The organism is Streptomyces sp. NPDC008079, from assembly GCF_042957385.1.
Lineage (GTDB): Bacteria > Actinomycetota > Actinomycetes > Streptomycetales > Streptomycetaceae > Actinacidiphila.
The window spans coordinates 60,625-79,343 of the sequence record NZ_JBIBIC010000021.1 but is presented as its reverse complement, the minus strand read 5'-3'; the positions used below and the strand labels follow the sequence as shown (position 1 = coordinate 79,343).

Sequence of the window (18,719 nt, the reverse complement as noted above, 5' to 3'; positions counted from 1 at the left end):
TCCAGCCCTTGGAGTCAGGGGCTGAGGTGGTGACAGGAGAACGTGAAGAGGACCCCCGGCTGCAGTCCAGGGGCCCTCTTCTATGTCTACGCGGCGCCTCGGGGGAAACCCGCCAAGATAACCACCCGCCAGCCTGGAGCCGACTTTTCAGTCAGACGCACCATGACTGGTGTGAACAGCCTTGCGAAAGGAACTGATCATGCAATAGGGACCGGCAGACGTGGCCCATGGTGCCATGTGATGCGTCCTCCAGCAAGATTGTCGTGGTGGTCAGCGGCGCCGATAACCGGTTCGGGTGCGGCCCAGGCCGTTGTCCCAGCCGTCGCGACCGGTCCGGGTGCGGGCGAAGCTGCGCAGGGCGTCGAAGGTCTGCTGGCTGGAGAAGTCGGCGTTGGTGTGGTCGGGTGACCGCATGGAGTGGCCGTGGAAGCCGCCCTGGAGGGCGGCGGTGGGTGCGGCGCTCAGGAGTTCCTTGTATCCGGCGATCCAGTCGCCGATGAGGGCGAAAGTCGTGATCATGATGGCGTCGGCGATGTCTTTGGTCTGGACGGGGCCGATGGTGGGGTGGTCTACTCTGTTGGATTTCGGGGCTTTCTGGAGGAACTGCAGTTCCAGCATGCCTTCGGGGTAGGCGGGTGCGTGGACGAGGCCCATGTTGATGGCGGCCTTGAAGCACTCGGCGACGTTCCAGTTGCTGGTCGCCGTGGCTGGTTCGATGTAGACGGTGACGCGTTTGGGAAAGCGGGCCTTGGTGACCTTCTTTGTGAGGGTTTGGGTGCTTCCGACGGAGTTGTACTGGTCGAAGGTGAATGTCTCGGGCTGGAACGGTCTGATGATCTCGTCGAAGATCCAGTCCTCGACTTCTTCGTAGTCGATGGTGTGGTGGGGGAAGTCGGCGGGGTCGAAGTGGTGGATCTTGTCAAAGACGACGTGGGGACGGTCCTGCTCGTCGTATTCGACGTGGGCGCAGGCGATGCCGAAGCGGCAGTTCACGCTGGAGGGGTCGGCGTGGCCCTTGTAGGTGTAGCTGAGGATGCCCTGGGCCTGGGGGACGATCAGGCGGGGGCCGTAGTGCTCGGGGCGGTCGTTCCACTGGGCGAATACGCGTTCGACCATTGCGGGGTCGAGGTAGGCGTCCATGACGGTGGCCCACTGGGCGCGGCGTTCGACCGAGAACGTGTCGGGGTCGGCCTGTTCCAGTTTGCGCATGCCCTCGTCGTAGAGCTGGGGGGCGCTCTTGAGGGTGCGGAAGCCGGGCGCGGGGTCTTCGGTGTATTCGTCGTTGTCGCCTGTGAAGCCCTCGGGGAACAGCGGGAGGGTGTGGGCGATCTGCCAGTCGATGTAGATGTCCCAGGAGGCGAGCTGGATCATCATGATCGTCGGGTAGGTGGGGGTGCCGTCGGGTTCGAGGGCGACGGCGCGCTCGTAGTTCTCGTAGTACTGGCCGGTCATCTGCCAGGGGCTGGAGGGCTCGATGAGGAAGCCGTCCTGCCGGAACTGGTCCAGGGACGGTGTGGCGGACTTGTAGACGTCCTCGGCTGAGCGGTTGGCGCCGGAGGCGACGACGTGGGCCATCTCGTCGAAGCCCATGGCGAAGCTGGCGGGTCCGCGGCCCGCCATGAGGGTGCTCTCCTTGGGGAGGATCTCGAAGGTGGCCATGTCCATGACGGTTTTGATGCCGCGTCTCATCATCGAGTCGATGCGGATCAGGTCGTGGGGGGCGTAGACGGTCAGGCGCTCGCCGAGGCTGTTCCCGATGTACTTCGTGAAGCAGGGGCCGCCGATGACGACGTTGACGAGGTCGCGCCACAGGTTGGCCTTGGCCTGGTCCTTTTTGCCCGCGAAGATCAGGCAGGCGAGCTTCTTGTCGCGGTCGACGCCGTAGTGCTCCTGCGGGTCACCCTTGGCCATGTAGCACCACAGGACGTAGGCCATGGCCAGCGCGGAGATGTGGCCCTTGCCCGCACGGCGCCCCATCACCAGGAGGATCTCCCGGAACCAGGGGTAGCCCAGGGCCTTCGCGGCCCGCATCCGGCCCAGCAGGTCCGGGGAGCCGCCGATGGGCATCTTCGGGGCGTCCTCGTTGACCTCCAGCAGCTCGGCGCCGTCCGGCTGCGCGGCGGCGCGCTGCTCGTTGACGGTCTTCGCGGTGAAGTACTGGGTGTCCCACTCCTCGACGACGGCGTAGTCGTAGTCGGTGAAAAGGTCCTCGCGCAGGAAGAAGACCTTGAGGAGGGTGGCCTGCCGGGGATAGAGGACCGGCCGGTTCAGGTACTCCGGGGACACCACGAACGTGATCGGATCGGGCACATCGAGCCCCAGGAAAAGGGCTGCGATCTCCGCAGGGTCGAATCCGGCGAGCGGGGACCGGTCCTCCGGCGGGTGTGCTGCTGTTGCCATGGTGGTGCCTCCTCGCCCCTTGAGGGGCGCAGGGCGGCACCACACAGCACTACGAACCGTTACCTTACTGTTATAAAAAACTGCGGGCGGCCGTTTCTCCGCGCAGCACTCATTTTCCGGAACGCATTCGTCTCCGATGGGATCCGGGCCCCGGTTCCGGAGAGCGGCGGCACGCACAGTCTCCGGATAGTGTCACCGGAGCCGTTTCAGGCCCCTCCGGAGCACCCTTTGACCTGGCCATTCGCTGCCCTATGGTGGTCTCACCGGGTTGGCCAACCCTCCTTGCAGAAAAGCGAGCTGAGGAGCCCGACGTGAAAAGCAAGAAGGAAACAGTCCTGACGGTGACCTTCGTCGTGGAGCACAGCGACGGCCCGAACCTCACGTCCTACGAGCCGTTGGCGACGCACCTCGCCCAGGAGTGGGAGGGGCACGAGGTGTACTTCCAGGCCCCCGACGAGGAGGACGAGACATCCGTCCACCTGTACGTCAGGTCTGCCGAGGTCACCACCACCGACTGACCTCCCCATCCTTTGCGGGAAGCGGTAGGGCACAGGGTGCCAAGTGTGCTAGTTTCTTCCCGTAGGCCCTGGACCACCTGTCACCGCCCTTCGTGGCATACAGGCCGAGGCAGAGCGTCGAAAACCCCCTCAGTTTGTTCCGCCTGAGGGGGTTTTCGCTTGCTCCTGTGAGGTCAGAGGCAGTTCAGCGCGTTGAGGGCGGTGCGTCCCAGGGTGACCTTGAGCACGGGGATACCGTGGTGGTCGCGCAGGTACAGTTCCCCGTCGTCGTCCGTGTCGGAGGTGTCAGCCGGGTTGGCCTCGTCGGCGGCCACCGTTTCCCTTGCGTCGCCGTCCGGGGTGTCCGGGTGGTCCAGCAGGGAGGCGAAGGACTCCTGAAGAGCACCGGCCATTCCGTCGCCGACGGTGAGGATGTCGCCGAGGGTGTGCAGCGTGGAGATGGTGTGAGTGCCAACGGGTGCACCGGCATCACGCGGCACCGCTATGACTTTCAGGCGCACCTCGAACGCGCCCTTGTCGATGTTCACCTTCGCGGAGACGGTGACCAGGTAGCCTTGGTCGTCACGCGTCCAGGAGCGGTGGATACCCTGCTGGACGCGTTCTTCGATCCAACGTTCGGTCTCCGCCACGTTGCAGACGTCGATGTTCATGGTGTCCTCCTGTTACGGGCGCCTGTTGACCAGGCGCGGTGAGATGACGGGCGGCGCGAAGTAGGACAGGGCGTAGCCCCCGCAGTCCGGGCAGCTCGCGATCCAGTGGTCGAGATGGCGTTCGGTGGTGGCCTGGGGGTGGTGGCAGATCCAGGTCTGGTAGGTGGTGGCGGGGTCGCCATGGCGGGGGCAGGTGTTGACGTGCTCGATGGCGGCGGCGAGGACCTCGGCGCTGAAGCGGGCGGTGATCTCGTGGCCGCAGCAGGCGAAGGACCGTGCGACGGACTCGATGCCGCTGAGTGCGCCGTCGTCGGTGAGGACGGGGCTCAGGTGGAGGTAGACGGATTTCAGCGGCGCGGCGCAGCCTCCGCAGGGGCGGGGGATGATGCGTGCTTCGATGCCGTCGGCGTCGTACCCGAGAACCCAGACCATCAGAGGGCTGTACCGCCCTTGGTGTTGATGACTCCTTCGCCGACGCCCTTGAGGCCGATGACGTTGCGGGTGACCTCGTGGACCTGGCGGTCGTGGTCGAAGGGGGTCTTCTCCACGCGGCCGACGAAGGTGATGACGGGACAGAGGCTGCCTTCGACGGTGCGGCCCCGGACGACGTTGGGTTTCCAGTAGATCTCGATGGCGAGTCCGAGATCGTGGATGCGGTCCTTGGCTTCTTTCTCGAACTCGGTGAGTTCGAAGGAGCGCGTGGAGTACCGCTGGATCATCGCGTTGAGGATGGCGTCGGCGTAGGCCATCTCGGTGTCGTGGATTTCACCCTGGGCCATGCCGGAGCGGTGGTGGACGCCGCCGTACTCGCGGTCCAGCCGGTCGGGCATGGGCGGCGTGCCTTCGCCGATGATCGGGGTGTTCATGGTGTCCTTCCGGGGTTCAGGCGGCAACGAGGGCGTAGCAGGAAGCGCAGCGCTTGGAGTGGTCGTTGACGATGGCTCCTGCGATGGCCTGGAGGCGGGCGCGGGAGCCGCGTTTGCTGTGGTCGGCGAGGGCGGGTGCGTTCGCGGCGTTGGAGATGGCCAGGGTGAGGTCCTGCAAGGTGGGGGACTCCTCGCGGGAGATGGCGGCCGTGATGTCTGCCATGGGGCGTACCGGCAGTCCGTGCTCGTCGGCGATCCGGTTGAGACGGGTGATGCGGTCGCCCTCGACGGATTCGTGAGAGAGCGCGGCAAATGCCTCGGCGTCATGGTCGAGCCTGGCGTTGGCGCGGAGGGCTTCACCTGTGAGGAGGCTGGCGATCCGGTCGATCGACTGTCCTCGTGCGTCGATTCGGCAGGAGGGGTCGGGGATCTGCAGGAGGCTGGTGGTGGGCACGTGCAGCAGCAGGGGCTGCACGGTCGGTGAGAGGTTGGACTTACGCTTCTGGGCGAAGCGCAGGCCGGTCCTCAGGTTGTTGCGGATGCCGGGGTGGAAGACGTCGAGACACATGTCCTCGGGGGTCCACCACGCGTCGGTGACGAGGGCGTCGGCGGGCATGACCTGCTCGGCGGCCGTGAGGAAGTGCTCTGCGTCCAGGCGGGGCTGGCTGGGCCTGCGGATGTCGACCAGCCCCCACTGGTTGTACGCCACGGTGACGTCGCCGCTGGCGTACTGGATGCGGCTGCTGAGGATGTACTGCCGCTCCTCGCGCAGGAGGCGCTTGAAGAAGGCCGTGGGGATGCCGTAGAAGGCGCACAGCCGCGCCGTGGTGTCCTCGGTGAGCTTGACGGGGAGGTCGCCGAGCATGAGCTTGGGGTTTTCGGGGTCCGTGGTGAGGTCCACGGTGGGAACGCAGGCGTCGGAGTTCCAGGTGCGGTAGACGCTGTTCCAGCGCTCGGCGAGGTCGGCGAGGTCGGTCGTGTCGAAGGTTCGGCGGTGCATGGCGGTGGGGTCTCCCCTTGGCGGTAAGGAGTGGGCCGGGTGGCGGGACCGGCTACTGGGGGTCGTTCTTGGACAGAGCTGCGAGGATGGGGCTCTTGCTGAGCGCGCGGGCGAAGTCGGCGCGGAGGCCGGTGGGGACGAAGTCGACAGCGATGCGCATGTACTCCATGAGGGCGTCGCGCCAGACGTTCGCGTCGATGCCGCCGACGAGGGTGGCGTCGACTTTCAGCTTGAGGTCGATTGCCTTGAGGAGGGTGGGGCCGTCGACGAAGATCTCGCCGTTGGTGAGGGCGTCGAAGCCCTTGCTGACGAGGATGTCGAGTGCGGTGAGGTGGTCGGCAACCCGGCCGCCGAACTTGTCGACGTCATCGCCGAGCTGTTCGGCGCGGCGTTCGAGGATGGCGGCGCGGGAGCGGTCGGCGAGCGGCAGGTGATGCTGGGTGTGGTGGCGCAGCGACTTCTCGGAGGGGTGGCCGAGGGGGCCGGGTTCCATGTCGGCGAGGTAGCCCAGGATGGTGGGCCGGGTGAAGCCGGTCAGGATCCAGCCGTCGATCTTGGCGCGTGCGGGTGACTGGCAGGTCCGGCAGTTCTCGCTGGTCTTGGCGGAGACCGTCTGCCCCCCGACGCGGACGAGGACCATGCTCGCGGGGCCCTCGTCGGGGGGGAGCACGGCGGGGAGGGCGCTCACTGGTCGGGGCCGTTCTGGTGCTGGAGACGGGAAGGACGGGCTGCGACGCCTTCCACTCCGTTGAGATGGCGGTGGACGGGGTTGAGGACGCGGTGGAACAGGCCGCGCCTGACGGCGGAGTCGGGTGCCCCGTCGGATGTGTAGACCTCGCGGCGGGCGCGGGTGATCTGCATCCACGGGGTGAGGATCAGCGCTTTCGCGACCGGGTCGGGGTGCTCCAGGAAGGAATCGCGCAGGATCCGGTCGGCTTCGGCTTCGAGGTCGGCGGCGACGCCGTAGCGGATGCGGGCGTTCATGCGTCGACCGGTTCGCGGGCACGGCTGTAGCCGGGGATCTGACCGAGGGAGATCATCTGGTTGAGCCGGACGATGCCCTGGGTGGCGTACGACGCGACGGGGTTGTCCTCACTGACGCCCATGATCTGGGCAACTTTCCGTTCGGGCAGGTTGTGGAGCAGGAAGAGCGAGATGGCCTGCCGCTGGCGGGGCGACAGGTGGGGCACACCTTCGCGTACGAGAGTCCAGATGTCGTGGATGCAGTACTGGGTGCCGTCCGGGCCGGTGATGACGTCCTTGCCTTCGGTCTCGTACAGCGACTGCCAGGCTTGGAGGTGGCGGAGCAGCTCCCGCAACGTGCGTACGGGAATGGTCATTTGGCGGTGATCCTTCGATCAGTGCGTTGGCGGGCGCACTTGGCACGGTCCTGTGGCGGTCAGGATCGTGATCTCTATCGAATCGTATGCATGTTCGATAGTGGATTGCTATTTTTCCCGGCGTGAAATTTCGGCGTCATGCTGTCAGGGAGTCCTTCAGCCGCTGGCCGATGAGTTCCATGGAGCGGACGAGCTGTTCTGCGGACCGGGACAGGGCGGCGCGGAAGACGGCGCGGTAACGGTCCTGGGCGGCGTGGGAGCGCCCGCGCTGCGTGCGTTCCTCCACGGTGAGTCGGCCGGTCGGGGCGATGAAGCCCTCTGCCATGACTTCCTCCCAGATCACCTTGGCGAGCATGGCCTCCAGCCATTTCTCGGTGGCTGTCTGGTGCCATTCCAGGAGGCCGGTGGTGATGCGCAGGAGGAAGTCGTCCTTCTCGCGGGCGGTGAGGCGGGAGTAGTCCTCCTTGTAGGCGCCGGAGGGGAGCTTGACCCATTCCGGCCAGCCGAAGACGTCGGTGACGATCTCGCCGGTGCCGGGGACGAACACGGGATCGCGGGCGATTCCCCACAGTTCGTTGAGGATCAGGTAGATGTTGGGGAATTCGCGGTGGATGACGCCCCTGGCGGCCTGGACGATGCCGAGAACTTCCGGGGCGTCGCCGGGCCGCCAGTCGGTCCGCATCCGGGAGAACCCTGTCTGGGCGGTCTCGCGGGTGCGGTCGGGGTCGATGTCGACGGCCACCGGCTCGTCGGCCTCGGCTGCCAGTTCGCTGACGGCGCGCGCGGCCTGGGTGACGGCCTGGACGGAGTCGAGGGTCTGGTCGCTCACGAGGTCGCCGCCTTCATCTGGTCGTACATGCGGGTGAGACCGAGCATCACGGCGTCACGGACGTGTTCGTTCCAGGGGAAGTCACCGGGGCCCATGAACCGTGACGGCGAGACGTAGTGCTCGACTGCCGCCTTGACGTGGGCCTTGGTGACGGGATCGGCGTTCGTTCCGGCGCGGCCGACGATGACGGCTTTGGCGTGCCGGTTCGAGACGGCGGTGGCGGTGGCGTTAGACGCGCGGTAGATCTCCAGGCCCGCCAGGAGCGCGGACTCCGTCCGGCGGCCTTCCATTGACGGCCGCTCGTAGACGACCTCGCGCGGTCCGGCGGGGAGGAAGTAGGCGTCGATCACCCTGAGCGCGCAGTCGCCGATGAATTTGGCCCTGGCGTAGCTGTCCTCGTGCGAGGTCAAGCCGTTGACGGGGGGTCGGATCATGCCCGCGTCGAGGAGGCGGATGCCGTCCTCGCCCAGGTGCTGGAGGAGGGCCCAGCCGGTGTTGGCGAGGGTCTGGTCGAAGGCGAGGACGGTGCCGGGCCGGAAGGCCGTGAGGGCGGGCGGAGTCCAGGAGGCGGACTTCCGCTGGGGGGCGCCGGTGGCCAGAGCGTTGAACCGGCCGAGGTCGATGGCGAGTTGCTCGTTGCTCATGACCGGCTGTCGTCCTTCAGGACCCGGATCATGATGTCGGCGATGTCCTCTGGGTCGGCAGCCCAGACGTTGCCCGGTTGCCCGACGTCGTCGGAGACTCCCGGAAGGCGGCCCCAGATCCGGTCGGTGCTGTACTTCGGGCTGATGGTGCGCAGGGCGTCGGTCATCGCCCTGTGCAGCCGCGTGTACTGAGCGGCCGAGTGGTGGCTCTTCCCTCTGATGACGTTGACCGGTTCGATCCACGGCCAGATGAGGACGAATGTCCAGCCGGTGACAAATTTGCGGAAGCCGTTCCGTCCCTTGAGGTAACTAGAATTGAGCCAGATCTCCTGTGCGGCTCCTGCTATGTATTCGGTGACGATGAAAATGGTCAGAAATACGAAGATAGCGTTCATGGCATTCCGATCTTGACGGGGCATGTGGTGGCGGGGCAGCGGCGGGCGGCGGCACCGCCGGAGCAGCAGGCGACGGGCGGCGCGACACCGGCTTCGACATGGTTGAGGACGGAGCGGTATTTGCGTTCCAGGGCGGCGATGTAGACGTCGTCGCGGGGGATGGTGAACTCGCGCATTTCCCAGCCTTCGGACATTGCCAGGAACAGCACCATGGCTTGGAGTTTCCCGGTGAGAGCCAGGTATTCCTGGGCCTGCCCGTAGTATTTCGGCCATTTCTTTTTGAATGCGCCGAGGTCGTGGTCCTGGATTCCCCGTATCACGGGCGGGGAGCAGGTCTTGAGGTCGAAGACGCCTTCGCCGACTCCCCAGCCCGGCAGGGTGAGGAGGCCGTCTATATGACCCCGGCGGCGCAGGGCGGCGTCACTGACGCCCCATTCGTTGCACTCCCCCGGCCCGACGCCGTGGGGCCGCAGGCAGCACCGGCAGATGCCCTTGGGTTTCAAGAGCAGTCCGATGTTGATCATGGTGTGCTGGAAGATGTCGTGCGTCGCGGAGCCCATGAGGACGGACATGCGGGGGCCGTAGTCGAACAGGTCGTCCGCCCACGAGTCCGACTCGGTGAGGTAGTAGTACAGCTTCCTCTCGTCGAGGGTGGGATGGCTGGAGGGGTGGAACCAGCCGTCAGGCGCCCGCTGGGCGGTATAACCCTCGAACGTCACGGTGAACGGGTCGGGGAACGCGCATTCGCGTACGGCGTGCTGTATGAGCGGCACCAGGTGCAGCCTGGCGCTGGAGATCTGGTCGACAGTCCGGCGGAACGCCGGGGTGAACGCCGTCACCTGAGGCTCTCCGCACGCCGGTAGATGTCCTTCATGGCCTGTACGCCATCGGCAACGCTGACGGGGCGGCCATAGTACATATCAGCGAGGTGCGGCCTGATCCGGGACCAGGCGTCAGCGGCAACACGCATCTCAGCGAAGTCGTCCAGACCACACACCGCTAGATCGTGACCAACGCGCGAGAGGGAAGCGTCGTCGTAAAAGCGCAGAGCGAGCATGGGGCGCTCTCCCCCGGCTTGTTCGACGGCCTTCTCCCATATCGCCCTGGTGACGGATATCGACTTGGCGAGCGTCGACTTACCGTCGACGGCGAACGCGTACTCAGTGTCGAGGCGGTTATGGCGGGCGTCGATCGGGTCGCGCCACTGGTTGCCGCTGCCCCGGCTCTGGCGCATGCCGAGCTTCTCGGCGACAGCCTTCTCATGGGCGTCACCCATGTCCTTGTTGAGACTCATGAGGCGACCGCCGTCCCGACATAGCGGACCTGCACTTCGGTGCCGTCCTCCACGGTTCTCGTGCGGGCCTCGAAGAATCCTCGGGGGGCGTAGGCCAACCGGCCCGCACGGATGTTGGCGGCGAGCGTTCCGGCACTGTAGTTGGCGGCGTAGACCTTCACTGTCATCCACTCCCCCGCCGCTGCCCTGCACTGTTCGGCGATCCGCCCGTGGCGGACCATGGGCCGGTGAACGCGGCGCGGGCTCACAGGTGTCCCCACCTCTCGTAGCTGTCCCTGCACAGCAGTTCGTCACCGTCCGGCCGGGAGGCGTCACTGGTCGGCCAGTAGAGAACCTTCTCTCCCTCGGTGAGCTGTCTGCCGTGGCAGGTGCAGACCGTAGGCGGGTCATCAGCGGCCCGGACATGGGTGACGAAGTACGGCGGCCGGTCGGCGGACACCTTGCGTGGCGTCACGACGGCAGGCGGCTCCAGAACGCCTGCGCACCAGTTCCCCGACAGGGACTTCCTGACCGACTTCTTGAGGGCCCGGCTGCGGTGGGCGCGGCGCAGCCGGGCCAGGATGTCCTCGACGAGGAGAAACAGGCCGATTCCGGCGAGGACCATAAAGAGGTCATACATGTCCATGTCAGTCCTCGGTGATCAGTCCGGTGACGGGGTCGACTCCGTCGGGGATGTCGTCATACGAGACGACCCGCTGGTCCATGACGTCGCCCGCGATGGAGTCCAGTGCGCGCTGGCGGACCATCGCGGCCAGGTCGGGGTTGGCGAGACAGGCGGCCTTGACCTTGGCGCGGCCCACAACTTTGGCGCCGTCGGGGAGTTCGTAGCTGGCAGCGTTGAGGCGACGGATCGCGCCGGTGGCGATGCCGAGGTTCACGGCTTCGTCGGCCCAGTCGATGCCGAGCCCCTGGTCGGGCTGTGCGACGTTGTAGAACCAGAAATCGGCGGCGCGGCCCTGCGGGGCGAGTTTGTTCCGCTCGACCTTGGCGCGTATCTGGCGCCCGACCTCCAGCTCTTTGACGGTCTCTGACACGGAGTCACCGAGTATGACCTTGCGGGAGGGCTCGCCCGTACGGCGCATCGCGACCTTCGTCGTGGTGCTGTACTTCAGGGCGCTGGGCCCGGCGGACTTCTGGCCGCCTCGCGGGTTGCCGATGTCGGCCCGGTACTGGTTGACCATCAGCACCACGGACTGGGTCTCACGGGTCAGCTTGGCGACCTGCTTGACCATGCGGGAGATGACCTGGGCGTTCTTGCCCATGGCGCTCTCGTCGGCCTTCTTGTCGAACGCTGCTTTGGACTCCATGCCGCCGATGGAGTCGACGGTCACCACGGAGATGTCCCCTCCGCGCAGGAGCATCTTCACCTGATCGGCGACGTCTTCGGAGTGGTCGGGGTACAGGTGGACGAAACGGTCGGGGTCCAGATCCAGGCCGAGAGATGCGGCCCACCCGAAGTCAAAACTCTGCTCCATGTCGATGACGGCGACGCCCCGGTCGGGGTACATGCGCTGCGCGGCGGCCATCGTGAGGATCGTCAGGGACGTCTTGCACTGCCCCTCGGGGCCGACGATCTCGTGGGTGCGGCCGAGTGCCCAGCCGCCGCCCAGGGCGTAGTCGAGGGTGATGCTGCCGGTGGAGATGAACTTCGGCGGGACCATGAGGTCGCGGCGGGTGTGGCGTTCCCCATAGGTCTTGGTGAGTTCGGCGTTGAGCTTGGCGAGGCCCTTGGCGGCGGCCATAAATCTCCCTGGCGGTAGGAGCGGCGGAGCTGGCTGTGGCGGTCAGCCGGGTGTGTCAGATCCTGCGGATGGCGGCGCAGAACACGGTGTTGAGGGCGTTCACGGCGGCCACGGTGTCTTCCACGCCGCCGTAGGTGTCGTCGATCTGCTTGAGAAATCCGTAGGACTGCTGGTACTCACCGATGAGACGCTGGATCTTTTCCGCGCGCAGGGCATTCAGGTCAGCCTGTGCATCTTCGATGGACACCGCCGGTTCGACAGGCGCCGGAATGGAGAACCACAGTCCTGCGTCGCTGTCGTTGGCTCCGCATAGGAGTTCGACGCAGGTTCGGGGTTCCCAGTCCAGGGCCTTCTCGATCCAGGTGAGAAACGGAATGATCTCGCGGGGTGGTGTCGTGTCCGGCAGACCCTCAACGGGCTGTCCGTCGATGCGTCCCTCTTCGAGGGCGCTGAGGATCTCCAAAGGGACAGCGCTTTGGGTCGCGAATTCACCACGGTCGATCCCCTTGGCCTTCCGTGCGCTTCGGATCGCCCTGCCGAGGCGGATGTATTCCGAGTTCGTGAATGCCTGCCAGCCGGATCCGGCCCGGTAGACCGCCGCTTGGTGTGCGACTTTCATGCTCAGGGCGGCTTTCTGTGCTGCTGTACGAGTTGCCTGCGTGGTGTAGGGAGGGTAGGTGAAGTACCGGTCTCCCTGGACCAACTCGTCTGCGAGCATTTCGATCTGCTTCAGGTCGATGTTTTCCTGGTCCATCAGTGGTCCCCCATCAGAGTCGGCGGGCGGTACGGCGGAGGATGTCTTCGTGGGTGCGCACGGACGCGGTGGCATCAGGTGCGCAGGGGCGGCCGGGGCTGTCGAGGATTCCCTTGACGGTGCCGGGCGCCCATTCCAGGGCCATTTCGATGAAGGCTGCCCGGCGCATGACGTACTTCTCGCTGTTGTAGTCGCCCGCCGGGGCGGTCGCCGGATCGGTGAAGATCCAGCCCGCCTCGATGCGGCCGACGCTCTTGGAGGACGAGCCGATGGCGTAGGCGAACGCCTGGCGGCTCATGCCCTGTTGAGTACGGGCGGCGCCGATGAGCCGCCCGAGACGTTCCCAGTCCTGGGGGTAGCGGCGCTCGGATCCCGGCGTGAGGACAGCGACGCTGGACCAGAGTTCACCGGCGAGGTCGGTGCTCGGTTCGTCTTCGTCGGTGAAGGTCTCATCACTGTTCATGGTCATCCTTCACTGGGGCAGGTAGGCGCTGAGGTTCAGCCCCCGGTCGGTTTTGCGGACCTCGACGAAGCAGAGCTGTCCGGCCTTCAGGCGGGGGCGTTCGGCGGCCCAGGAGTCGCTGAACACAGCGGCCGACACAGTGGAGACTTCGGTTTCCAGGCCGAGGAAACCCATGTCCTTCGCGGGGTGCGGACGTACGGATGTGATGATCGCGGCGAGGATGTAGTAGCCGTTGGGGCCGTCCGTCAGGCGCTCGGCGGCGTCCCGGCACGCGGCGCGGTCTGCCGGGTCGATGAGGTCGAAGGGGGTGCTGGTGAGGTAGGTACCGAGCATTTCCTGCTCGATCTCCCGGATGTCCGCCTCGGTGTAGGGCTCCACGGCAACGGTGTTGATCGGCGGCGGTGGCGTGTACTGGCGGCACGCCTTGGTGCATCGGACCGGCAGCGGTTTACGCTTCTTCTTCTTGCCTGTGCGCGGGTTGACCGGTGCGGGCTCGGTCTTCCAGTCGAAATCGCAGTGTGCAGGGGGCAGCGTGAGCGGAGGATGCCACCGGGGGTACTGTGCGGCCGTCTTGTGGACACAGGCGCTGTCCGTGCCGGTTTTCCGGGCCAGGAGGATGATGTCGAGGGCTCGGCGGTTGGTGACCAGGGAATCGAGTGCACCCACACGTGACAGGAGAGCGACGACCCCGGAGTTCACCTTCGGACCCTTACGGGTCTCAAAGTCCTGCCAGCTCTTGTACGGCTGACCGGCTTGCAGGTCAGCGACTGCGGATGACCCGATGCCCTTGACCGAGTCGAGGCCGTACCGGACTGCGTACGCCTGGCGGTCGACGGCGAATCCCGAACCGGAGATGTTGATGTCCGGCGGGAGGACGGCCACGCCGACACGGCGGGACTCCTTCACGAAGCCCGGTATCTTGTCGTTCTCGACCGTCGACATGAGCGCGGCGAGGAATTCGAGGGGGTAGTTGACCTTGAGGAACGCAGTCCAGTAGGCGAGCACCGCGTAGCCGTAGGCGTGCGCCTTGCCGAAGCCGTATTTCGCGAATTCGGCCATCTGAGCCCACAGATGCTCGGCGTCCTCGGCTGGGATGTCGGCCCGGCGGACGAACTCCTGCCCGGCGGCGTGAACAGCCGCGACCTTCTTTTTCCCGAGGATCTTCCGGACGGCGTCGGACTCGTTCTCGTCGTATCCGGCCAGGACGCGGGTCACTGCCATGACCTGTTCCTGGTAGATCATGGCGCCCCAGGTGGGCTCCAGGACGCGGCGCAGTCGCTCGTCGGGGAAGCTGACGGCCTGTTCACCCGCGCGGCGGCGCAGGTAGACGTCGGTCAGGCCGGACCTCATGGGTCCAGGCCGGACGATGGTGATCATGTCGGCGAGTTCGTCGAGGTTGCGGGGGTGCATGCGTTCGCACAGCCTGGTGCCGGAGGGAGTGTCGATCTGGAAGATCCCGGCGGTGTGGGCCGCTCGCAGTTCCTCCCAGACCTGCGGGTCCTCGAACTCGTGCTCCCACTGCTCGGGGTCGATCCGGATGCCCCGGTCGCGGTGTACGAGGTCGAGGGTCTGCTGGACGGTGTCCAGAGTGCGAAGTGTCAGGATGTCGAATTTCACCAGGCCAAGGGCCTCGACGTCACCCATCGGAAACTGGGTGACCATCTGCTCCTCTTCGCCCGCGCGGCGCAGGGGCAGCCAGTCAGTGAGGGGACGGTCAGTGCTGATGACGACGCCTGCGGCGTGGCGGCCGTAGGACTTGAGGCGGCCGACGAGCCGTTCGGCCATCTGGAAGACGTACGGGTAACGGTCGGCGTACGGCTGGAGTTCGTCACCGTGCTGGAGCCAGAGGTCTTCCCAGGACATGCCGAGCCCGGCGCTTCCGGCCTCGGCATCGTCAATGAGCTGGCAGACCTTGCGGAGATCAGTGAAGGCGGTGTCGGGAAGCCGGGACTTCAGGGCGCGGCTCAGCTCGTTGATGACGGCCTTGTTCTTCAGGCGCAGCTCGGTGCCGATGCTGACGACGTACTTCTCACCCCAGCGGGAGCGGAGGTAGCCGAGGATCTCGGCCTTCTTGCTCGCCGGAAAATCAACATCGAAATCGGGCAGACCAGAGCGGCCCTTAGTGAGGAACCGTTCGAACATCAGGTCATGGCGGACCGGATCCAGGGAGGTGATGCGGGCAAGGTAGGCGACGAGGGAGCCGCCGCCGGATCCCCGGCCGGGGCCGACGAGGATTCCGTTGTCCTTCGCCCAGCCGCAGTAGTCAGCGACCATCAGGTAGTAGCCGCAGAACCCCTTGTCGACCAGGAGTTCCATCTCCCGCTCGAACCGCTCACGGTAGATCCGGTGAGGACCGGCGGCCTGATCCTGGGCGCTGGCAGGAAGGCGGTTCCAGTTGCCGAGGCACATCTGCCGCAGGAGCCGCTCGTCCTCGTCCTGGTCTCCGCTGAATGACGGGGTGGAGGACCCCTCGTTGATGCGGGCGGTGCAGCGGTCGGCGAGCGCCACTGTGTTGGCGACGGCCTCGTCCACGACATCCTGGCCGAGGTAGGCGAGCCCGGCGCGGACCTCGGCCTCGCCCATGACATACAGGCTGAGATCCTGGGAGAACAGGTCGCCCTGGTCCTCGACGTCGGCGGTGGTCTGGCAGGAGATCCACGTGTGGTGGGCGTCAGCGTCGTCCTTCGCCGGGAAGTGAGAATCGACGGTGGCGAGCAGCGGCAGGTCGAACTGCCGGGCGAGTTCAACGAGGATCGAGTTGAGGCGGATCTGGGCGTGCATGCCGTTGGGCTGCAGTTCGACATAGAGGCGGCCGGGGAAGAGGTCCATGAGCCTGGTGAGGCGGTTCATGGCGAGATCGAGGTCATTGGCGGCGAGGGCCACGGCGACGGGGCCGCGCAGGCAGCCGGTGGAGGCGATGACGCCTTCGTTGTGCCGGGCCAGGGTGTCCCAGTCCATGCGGGCGCGGCCGTAGAAGCCGTCGCGGTGGGACTCGGTGCTGGCCGCCCAGATGTTGCGCAGGCCGGTGTCGTTCTCGGCGAACAGGCACAGGTGCCAGTAGTGGTTTTGCAGCATCCGCGCCGGAGGGATCGGGGCTTCCTTCTCAACGCCCTCGTTGTCGATGGTGGTCTTGGTGTGGCCGTGGAAGCGCGGGTCGCCTTCCGGGATGGTGTCGCCGCGCATGAGACGGTCGTCGGTGAGGTTCGCCTCGATCCCGAAGACCGGGTTGATCCCGGCGCTGTCAGCTGCTCGTTGCAGCGCGGGGTGTCCGGCGCAGGTGCCGTGGTCGGTGACCGCGACAGCCGTCTGGCCGTGGCGCACGACCTCGCGGACGACTTCGTCCATGCGGGACAGGCCATCGAGGGCGGAGAACTCGCTGTGGGTGTGGAGGTGGGCGAACGTGCCCGCCGGAGGTCTCGACGGTGTGGCCCTGAAATTGGAGAGGACGTCCCCGTAGGTGGGGGCGCCGTTTGCGTGGGGAAACAGCGGGAGGGAGCCGAGGGAGCCCCAGTTGCCGTCGAACTGCCGTGGGGGCGCGGCTCGGAGGCCGTCGTCAACAAGGACAAGGACGCCGACGGCGCCGTCCTTGACGGCTCGTCTCAGCGCGGACTCGGGGACGGTGGTGCCGGTCAGCAGCCAGCGGCTGCCGTCTGTGTCTTGCTCGACGACGGCGGGCAGCGCGGCGGTCAGGCCGTCCACGGTGGTTTCCGGGGTACGGGGTGGGGCGTAGGAGCTGATCAGGCGCAGCACGGTGGTGGTCCTCGCGCGTGAGAGGTGGTGCGCCCCGTCCGGCGTGTGCGTGGCTGGAGGTGTGTCCGGCGCGGGACAGGCCGGACGGGGCGGTTCGGGTGCTGGCCGGGTCAGCCGTTCGTGGGCTGGCTGAGGGCGCGGATGCGCTCCTTGAGCGCGGGGTCGTAGCTGCCGCTGCTCTCGGCGGTGGCGAGACTGGAACGCGGGGATCCGGCAGTCAGGACGTTGCCGTCCTTGTCTACGTCGAAGGCGGGGTTGAAGAACCTCGCGTAGTAGGCGTCGGACGCCTTGTCGGCGACGATGGCGCTCAGGTTGATCTCGCGCTCGGCCAGGACCTGTTCGTACTTCTGCCACTCGGGGGTGCCGGGCTTGATGTCGGGCATCGGATCGAGTGAGGAGAAGCGGTAGGTCGTGTCGGTGCCGGTGCCGTCTCGGGTGACGATCATGTCGCGGTCGCAGACGGTGCCGTAGAGGCCGTTGAGAGCGCGCAGCGGGCCGAAGAAGGACTTCATCGGCTGGTTGATGATCAGGACCTTCGGGTAGCGCAGGGTGGTGCCCGTCGGCTTGCCGTCGGCGTTCAGCTCGTCGATCTCTTCGATCTTGTCGCGGACGCCGATGAGCATGTCTTTCTTGGACGGGCCGCCGAGGGCGTCACTGCCGTCCCCGCGTACCAGTTCGCGCTCGATGGCCAGCGCCCAGACACGGACCTGGGGGACGGCGGTCTTGCCGAAGTTGTTCTTCAGCTTGTTGTCGCAGATGTAGCAGTCCGAGTAGTGCCCTTCGAACGCTTCGTCGTGGCGGCAGACGGCCGTCATGGACTTCGGCCAGTTGTCCCCGGCGTCCTTGGGTGCGGCCTTGGTCGGCACGAAGCTGTGCTGCTCGGCAAAGATCCAGTCGTCGTGATCGGTGAGGACCCGGATGGCGATGGTGCCCTGGTCGTCCTTGATGCCGAAGTAGTCGGGGCCGTTGTGCCCCCGGTTGGCGTCTCGGGCGGCCTGGTCGGCCTCTTCGGCGGCGCTGCCGCCCTTGCGGAAGGTGAAGGTGTCGGTGGTCGTCGTGTTGGCGGTCACGAAGGCTCCTGATGAGGCTCTGGGGTGAAAGCTCAGGAGGTTGCGGCATTGGCGGCTGCCGCAATCAGCTCCTCTGTCACCTCGGAATTCTCATGCAGAAATACAACGGGCGTACCGCCGATATCTGCGACGAAGAATTCCCGTCCTGGTATTCCGTGATATCCGACCGCAAATTGCGGAACGTCAACACGGTCAGCCAGGGCGTGGGCGACCCCTTCTCGCCAGCGGTCCAGCCGTGCGGTGTCTTCGCAGGTGGAGCCGTACAGCAGGTAGGAGTACTGAGGTGGGGTCGAGGAACTGCCGGGGTCTTGGCGGTGCCCCGGCTCGACTTCATCAAATCCTGCCGGTGTAGCGGTGTCAAGAAAATGAGGTCTGTCTTCGTGCGGCGCCAGATTCAAAGAAAAAAGAATCTCTGCTGCGGTGACAAGACGTCCCGACGCGGCCGTCTGCTGGCGTGCCCTGAGATGCGCGAGACGCCTGATTTCGGCGACGCCGTCGACATCGAGAACGGCGCGGCCGGGCGGCCGGGCGTCGTAGAAGTCGCGGAACCGCCGGTTGAGGAGCAGCTTGAAGACGTACGTGAGGTACGGGCTGGCCTGGCCGCCGCGTGCGGTGTAGGCGCGCATCAGTTCGCGGCGGGAAGCGGTTGGCGGAACTCCCAGCGCGGCGTAGTAGTTGTTGACGTCGCAGATCACCACGGGAACCCCGACACGCGGAACCAGGGCGGTGCTGGTGGAGATGATGGCGGCGTCCGGCCGTCCGACGAGTTCCAGGCGTGGCGCCGCCTGTCCCGCCATGCCCTACTCCGCTTCGGGGTCCTCCGGCTCGCCTTCGGCCAGGAGTGCGGCCCGCTCTTCCTCGGTGAACGCGCGTGAGGCGGTGCGGGTGACGGGCTGCTGGCCGGTGTCGTCCGGGGTGGTGATCTGTCCGGTGCCGTGCTTGATGAGCATACGACCCTCCTCGGTCACCTCTTACAGCAGGGCACGGCTGCCCTGACAGGGGTA

23 protein-coding genes are annotated in these 18,719 nt (G+C 66.3%); 1 reads left to right on the top strand and 22 read right to left on the bottom strand.

Features of this window, described 5'->3' with window-relative positions:
- Positions 1 to 270: 270 nt before the first annotated feature.
- Positions 271 to 2,400 carry a hypothetical protein gene (locus ACFZAM_RS31565; protein WP_391050908.1) on the bottom strand — a complete coding sequence of 710 codons (2,130 nt, stop codon included), beginning with the start codon at positions 2,398 to 2,400 and terminating at the stop codon, positions 271 to 273.
- Between the two features lie 311 nt (positions 2,401 to 2,711).
- Between ACFZAM_RS31565 and ACFZAM_RS31560 the strand changes: the two genes are divergently transcribed.
- Positions 2,712 to 2,918, top strand: coding sequence for a hypothetical protein (locus ACFZAM_RS31560; RefSeq protein ID WP_391050906.1), 207 nt, complete (start codon positions 2,712 to 2,714; stop codon positions 2,916 to 2,918).
- Between the two features lie 173 nt (positions 2,919 to 3,091).
- Here ACFZAM_RS31560 and ACFZAM_RS31555 read toward each other — a convergent pair whose 3' ends face one another.
- From ACFZAM_RS31555 to ACFZAM_RS31455, 21 genes are all read right to left on the bottom strand, one after another.
- Positions 3,092 to 3,568 (bottom strand): hypothetical protein, encoded by a 477-nt coding sequence (locus ACFZAM_RS31555; protein WP_391050904.1) that lies wholly within the window; start codon positions 3,566 to 3,568, stop codon positions 3,092 to 3,094.
- 12 nt (positions 3,569 to 3,580) lie between these two features.
- Complete coding sequence (locus ACFZAM_RS31550) at positions 3,581 to 4,000, bottom strand: hypothetical protein (RefSeq protein ID WP_391050902.1); 420 nt, start codon at positions 3,998 to 4,000, stop codon at positions 3,581 to 3,583.
- The gene (locus tag ACFZAM_RS31545) at positions 4,000 to 4,434 is read right to left on the bottom strand and encodes a hypothetical protein (RefSeq protein ID WP_391050901.1); all 435 of its coding nucleotides are present in this window, start codon (positions 4,432 to 4,434) and stop codon (positions 4,000 to 4,002) included. Before ACFZAM_RS31545 ends, ACFZAM_RS31550 begins: the two co-directional genes overlap by 1 nt.
- A gap of 16 nt (positions 4,435 to 4,450) precedes the next feature.
- Positions 4,451 to 5,434 (bottom strand): hypothetical protein, encoded by a 984-nt coding sequence (locus ACFZAM_RS31540; RefSeq protein ID WP_391050899.1) that lies wholly within the window; start codon positions 5,432 to 5,434, stop codon positions 4,451 to 4,453.
- 52 nt (positions 5,435 to 5,486) lie between these two features.
- On the bottom strand, positions 5,487 to 6,122 hold the full coding sequence (locus ACFZAM_RS31535; RefSeq protein WP_391050897.1) for a hypothetical protein: 636 nt from the start codon (positions 6,120 to 6,122) through the stop codon (positions 5,487 to 5,489).
- Positions 6,119 to 6,418, bottom strand: coding sequence for a hypothetical protein (locus tag ACFZAM_RS31530; RefSeq protein WP_391050895.1), 300 nt, complete (start codon positions 6,416 to 6,418; stop codon positions 6,119 to 6,121). The genes ACFZAM_RS31535 and ACFZAM_RS31530 overlap by 4 nt, the downstream gene beginning before the upstream one ends.
- Complete coding sequence (locus ACFZAM_RS31525; RefSeq protein ID WP_391050893.1) at positions 6,415 to 6,774, bottom strand: sigma factor-like helix-turn-helix DNA-binding protein; 360 nt, start codon at positions 6,772 to 6,774, stop codon at positions 6,415 to 6,417. The genes ACFZAM_RS31530 and ACFZAM_RS31525 overlap by 4 nt, the downstream gene beginning before the upstream one ends.
- Before the next feature lie 136 nt (positions 6,775 to 6,910).
- A complete protein-coding gene (locus ACFZAM_RS31520; protein ID WP_391050891.1) occupies positions 6,911 to 7,603 on the bottom strand; it encodes a hypothetical protein in 693 nt (230 codons plus the stop codon).
- Positions 7,600 to 8,247: a hypothetical protein gene (locus tag ACFZAM_RS31515; RefSeq protein ID WP_391050890.1), complete on the bottom strand. Its 648-nt coding sequence runs from the start codon at positions 8,245 to 8,247 to the stop codon at positions 7,600 to 7,602. Before ACFZAM_RS31515 ends, ACFZAM_RS31520 begins: the two co-directional genes overlap by 4 nt.
- Positions 8,244 to 8,642, bottom strand: a complete 399-nt coding sequence (locus ACFZAM_RS31510) for a hypothetical protein (protein ID WP_391050888.1) — start codon at positions 8,640 to 8,642, stop codon at positions 8,244 to 8,246. The genes ACFZAM_RS31515 and ACFZAM_RS31510 overlap by 4 nt, the downstream gene beginning before the upstream one ends.
- A complete protein-coding gene (locus ACFZAM_RS31505; protein WP_391050887.1) occupies positions 8,639 to 9,481 on the bottom strand; it encodes a hypothetical protein in 843 nt (280 codons plus the stop codon). The genes ACFZAM_RS31510 and ACFZAM_RS31505 overlap by 4 nt, the downstream gene beginning before the upstream one ends.
- Positions 9,478 to 9,936 (bottom strand): hypothetical protein, encoded by a 459-nt coding sequence (locus tag ACFZAM_RS31500; protein ID WP_391050885.1) that lies wholly within the window; start codon positions 9,934 to 9,936, stop codon positions 9,478 to 9,480. Before ACFZAM_RS31500 ends, ACFZAM_RS31505 begins: the two co-directional genes overlap by 4 nt.
- Positions 9,933 to 10,103, bottom strand: a complete 171-nt coding sequence (locus tag ACFZAM_RS31495) for a hypothetical protein (RefSeq protein ID WP_391050883.1) — start codon at positions 10,101 to 10,103, stop codon at positions 9,933 to 9,935. Before ACFZAM_RS31495 ends, ACFZAM_RS31500 begins: the two co-directional genes overlap by 4 nt.
- 77 nt (positions 10,104 to 10,180) lie before the next feature.
- Positions 10,181 to 10,555 (bottom strand): hypothetical protein, encoded by a 375-nt coding sequence (locus tag ACFZAM_RS31490; protein WP_391050881.1) that lies wholly within the window; start codon positions 10,553 to 10,555, stop codon positions 10,181 to 10,183.
- 7 nt (positions 10,556 to 10,562) lie between these two features.
- Positions 10,563 to 11,678, bottom strand: coding sequence for a hypothetical protein (locus tag ACFZAM_RS31485; protein WP_391050879.1), 1,116 nt, complete (start codon positions 11,676 to 11,678; stop codon positions 10,563 to 10,565).
- 55 nt (positions 11,679 to 11,733) lie between these two features.
- Complete coding sequence (locus ACFZAM_RS31480) at positions 11,734 to 12,432, bottom strand: helix-turn-helix domain-containing protein (RefSeq protein WP_391050877.1); 699 nt, start codon at positions 12,430 to 12,432, stop codon at positions 11,734 to 11,736.
- A 13-nt stretch (positions 12,433 to 12,445) separates the two neighbouring features.
- Positions 12,446 to 12,895, bottom strand: coding sequence for a hypothetical protein (locus tag ACFZAM_RS31475; RefSeq protein ID WP_391050875.1), 450 nt, complete (start codon positions 12,893 to 12,895; stop codon positions 12,446 to 12,448).
- 9 nt (positions 12,896 to 12,904) lie between these two features.
- Positions 12,905 to 16,645: a DNA polymerase III subunit alpha gene (gene dnaE, locus ACFZAM_RS31470; protein WP_391050873.1), complete on the bottom strand. Its 3,741-nt coding sequence runs from the start codon at positions 16,643 to 16,645 to the stop codon at positions 12,905 to 12,907.
- Between the two features lie 110 nt (positions 16,646 to 16,755).
- On the bottom strand, positions 16,756 to 17,715 hold the full coding sequence (locus ACFZAM_RS31465; RefSeq protein ID WP_391050871.1) for a hypothetical protein: 960 nt from the start codon (positions 17,713 to 17,715) through the stop codon (positions 16,756 to 16,758).
- Positions 17,716 to 17,747: 32 nt separating this feature from the next.
- Positions 17,748 to 18,512, bottom strand: coding sequence for a hypothetical protein (locus ACFZAM_RS31460; RefSeq protein ID WP_391050869.1), 765 nt, complete (start codon positions 18,510 to 18,512; stop codon positions 17,748 to 17,750).
- A gap of 3 nt (positions 18,513 to 18,515) precedes the next feature.
- A complete protein-coding gene (locus tag ACFZAM_RS31455; protein WP_391050867.1) occupies positions 18,516 to 18,665 on the bottom strand; it encodes a hypothetical protein in 150 nt (49 codons plus the stop codon).
- Positions 18,666 to 18,719: the final 54 nt, after the last annotated feature.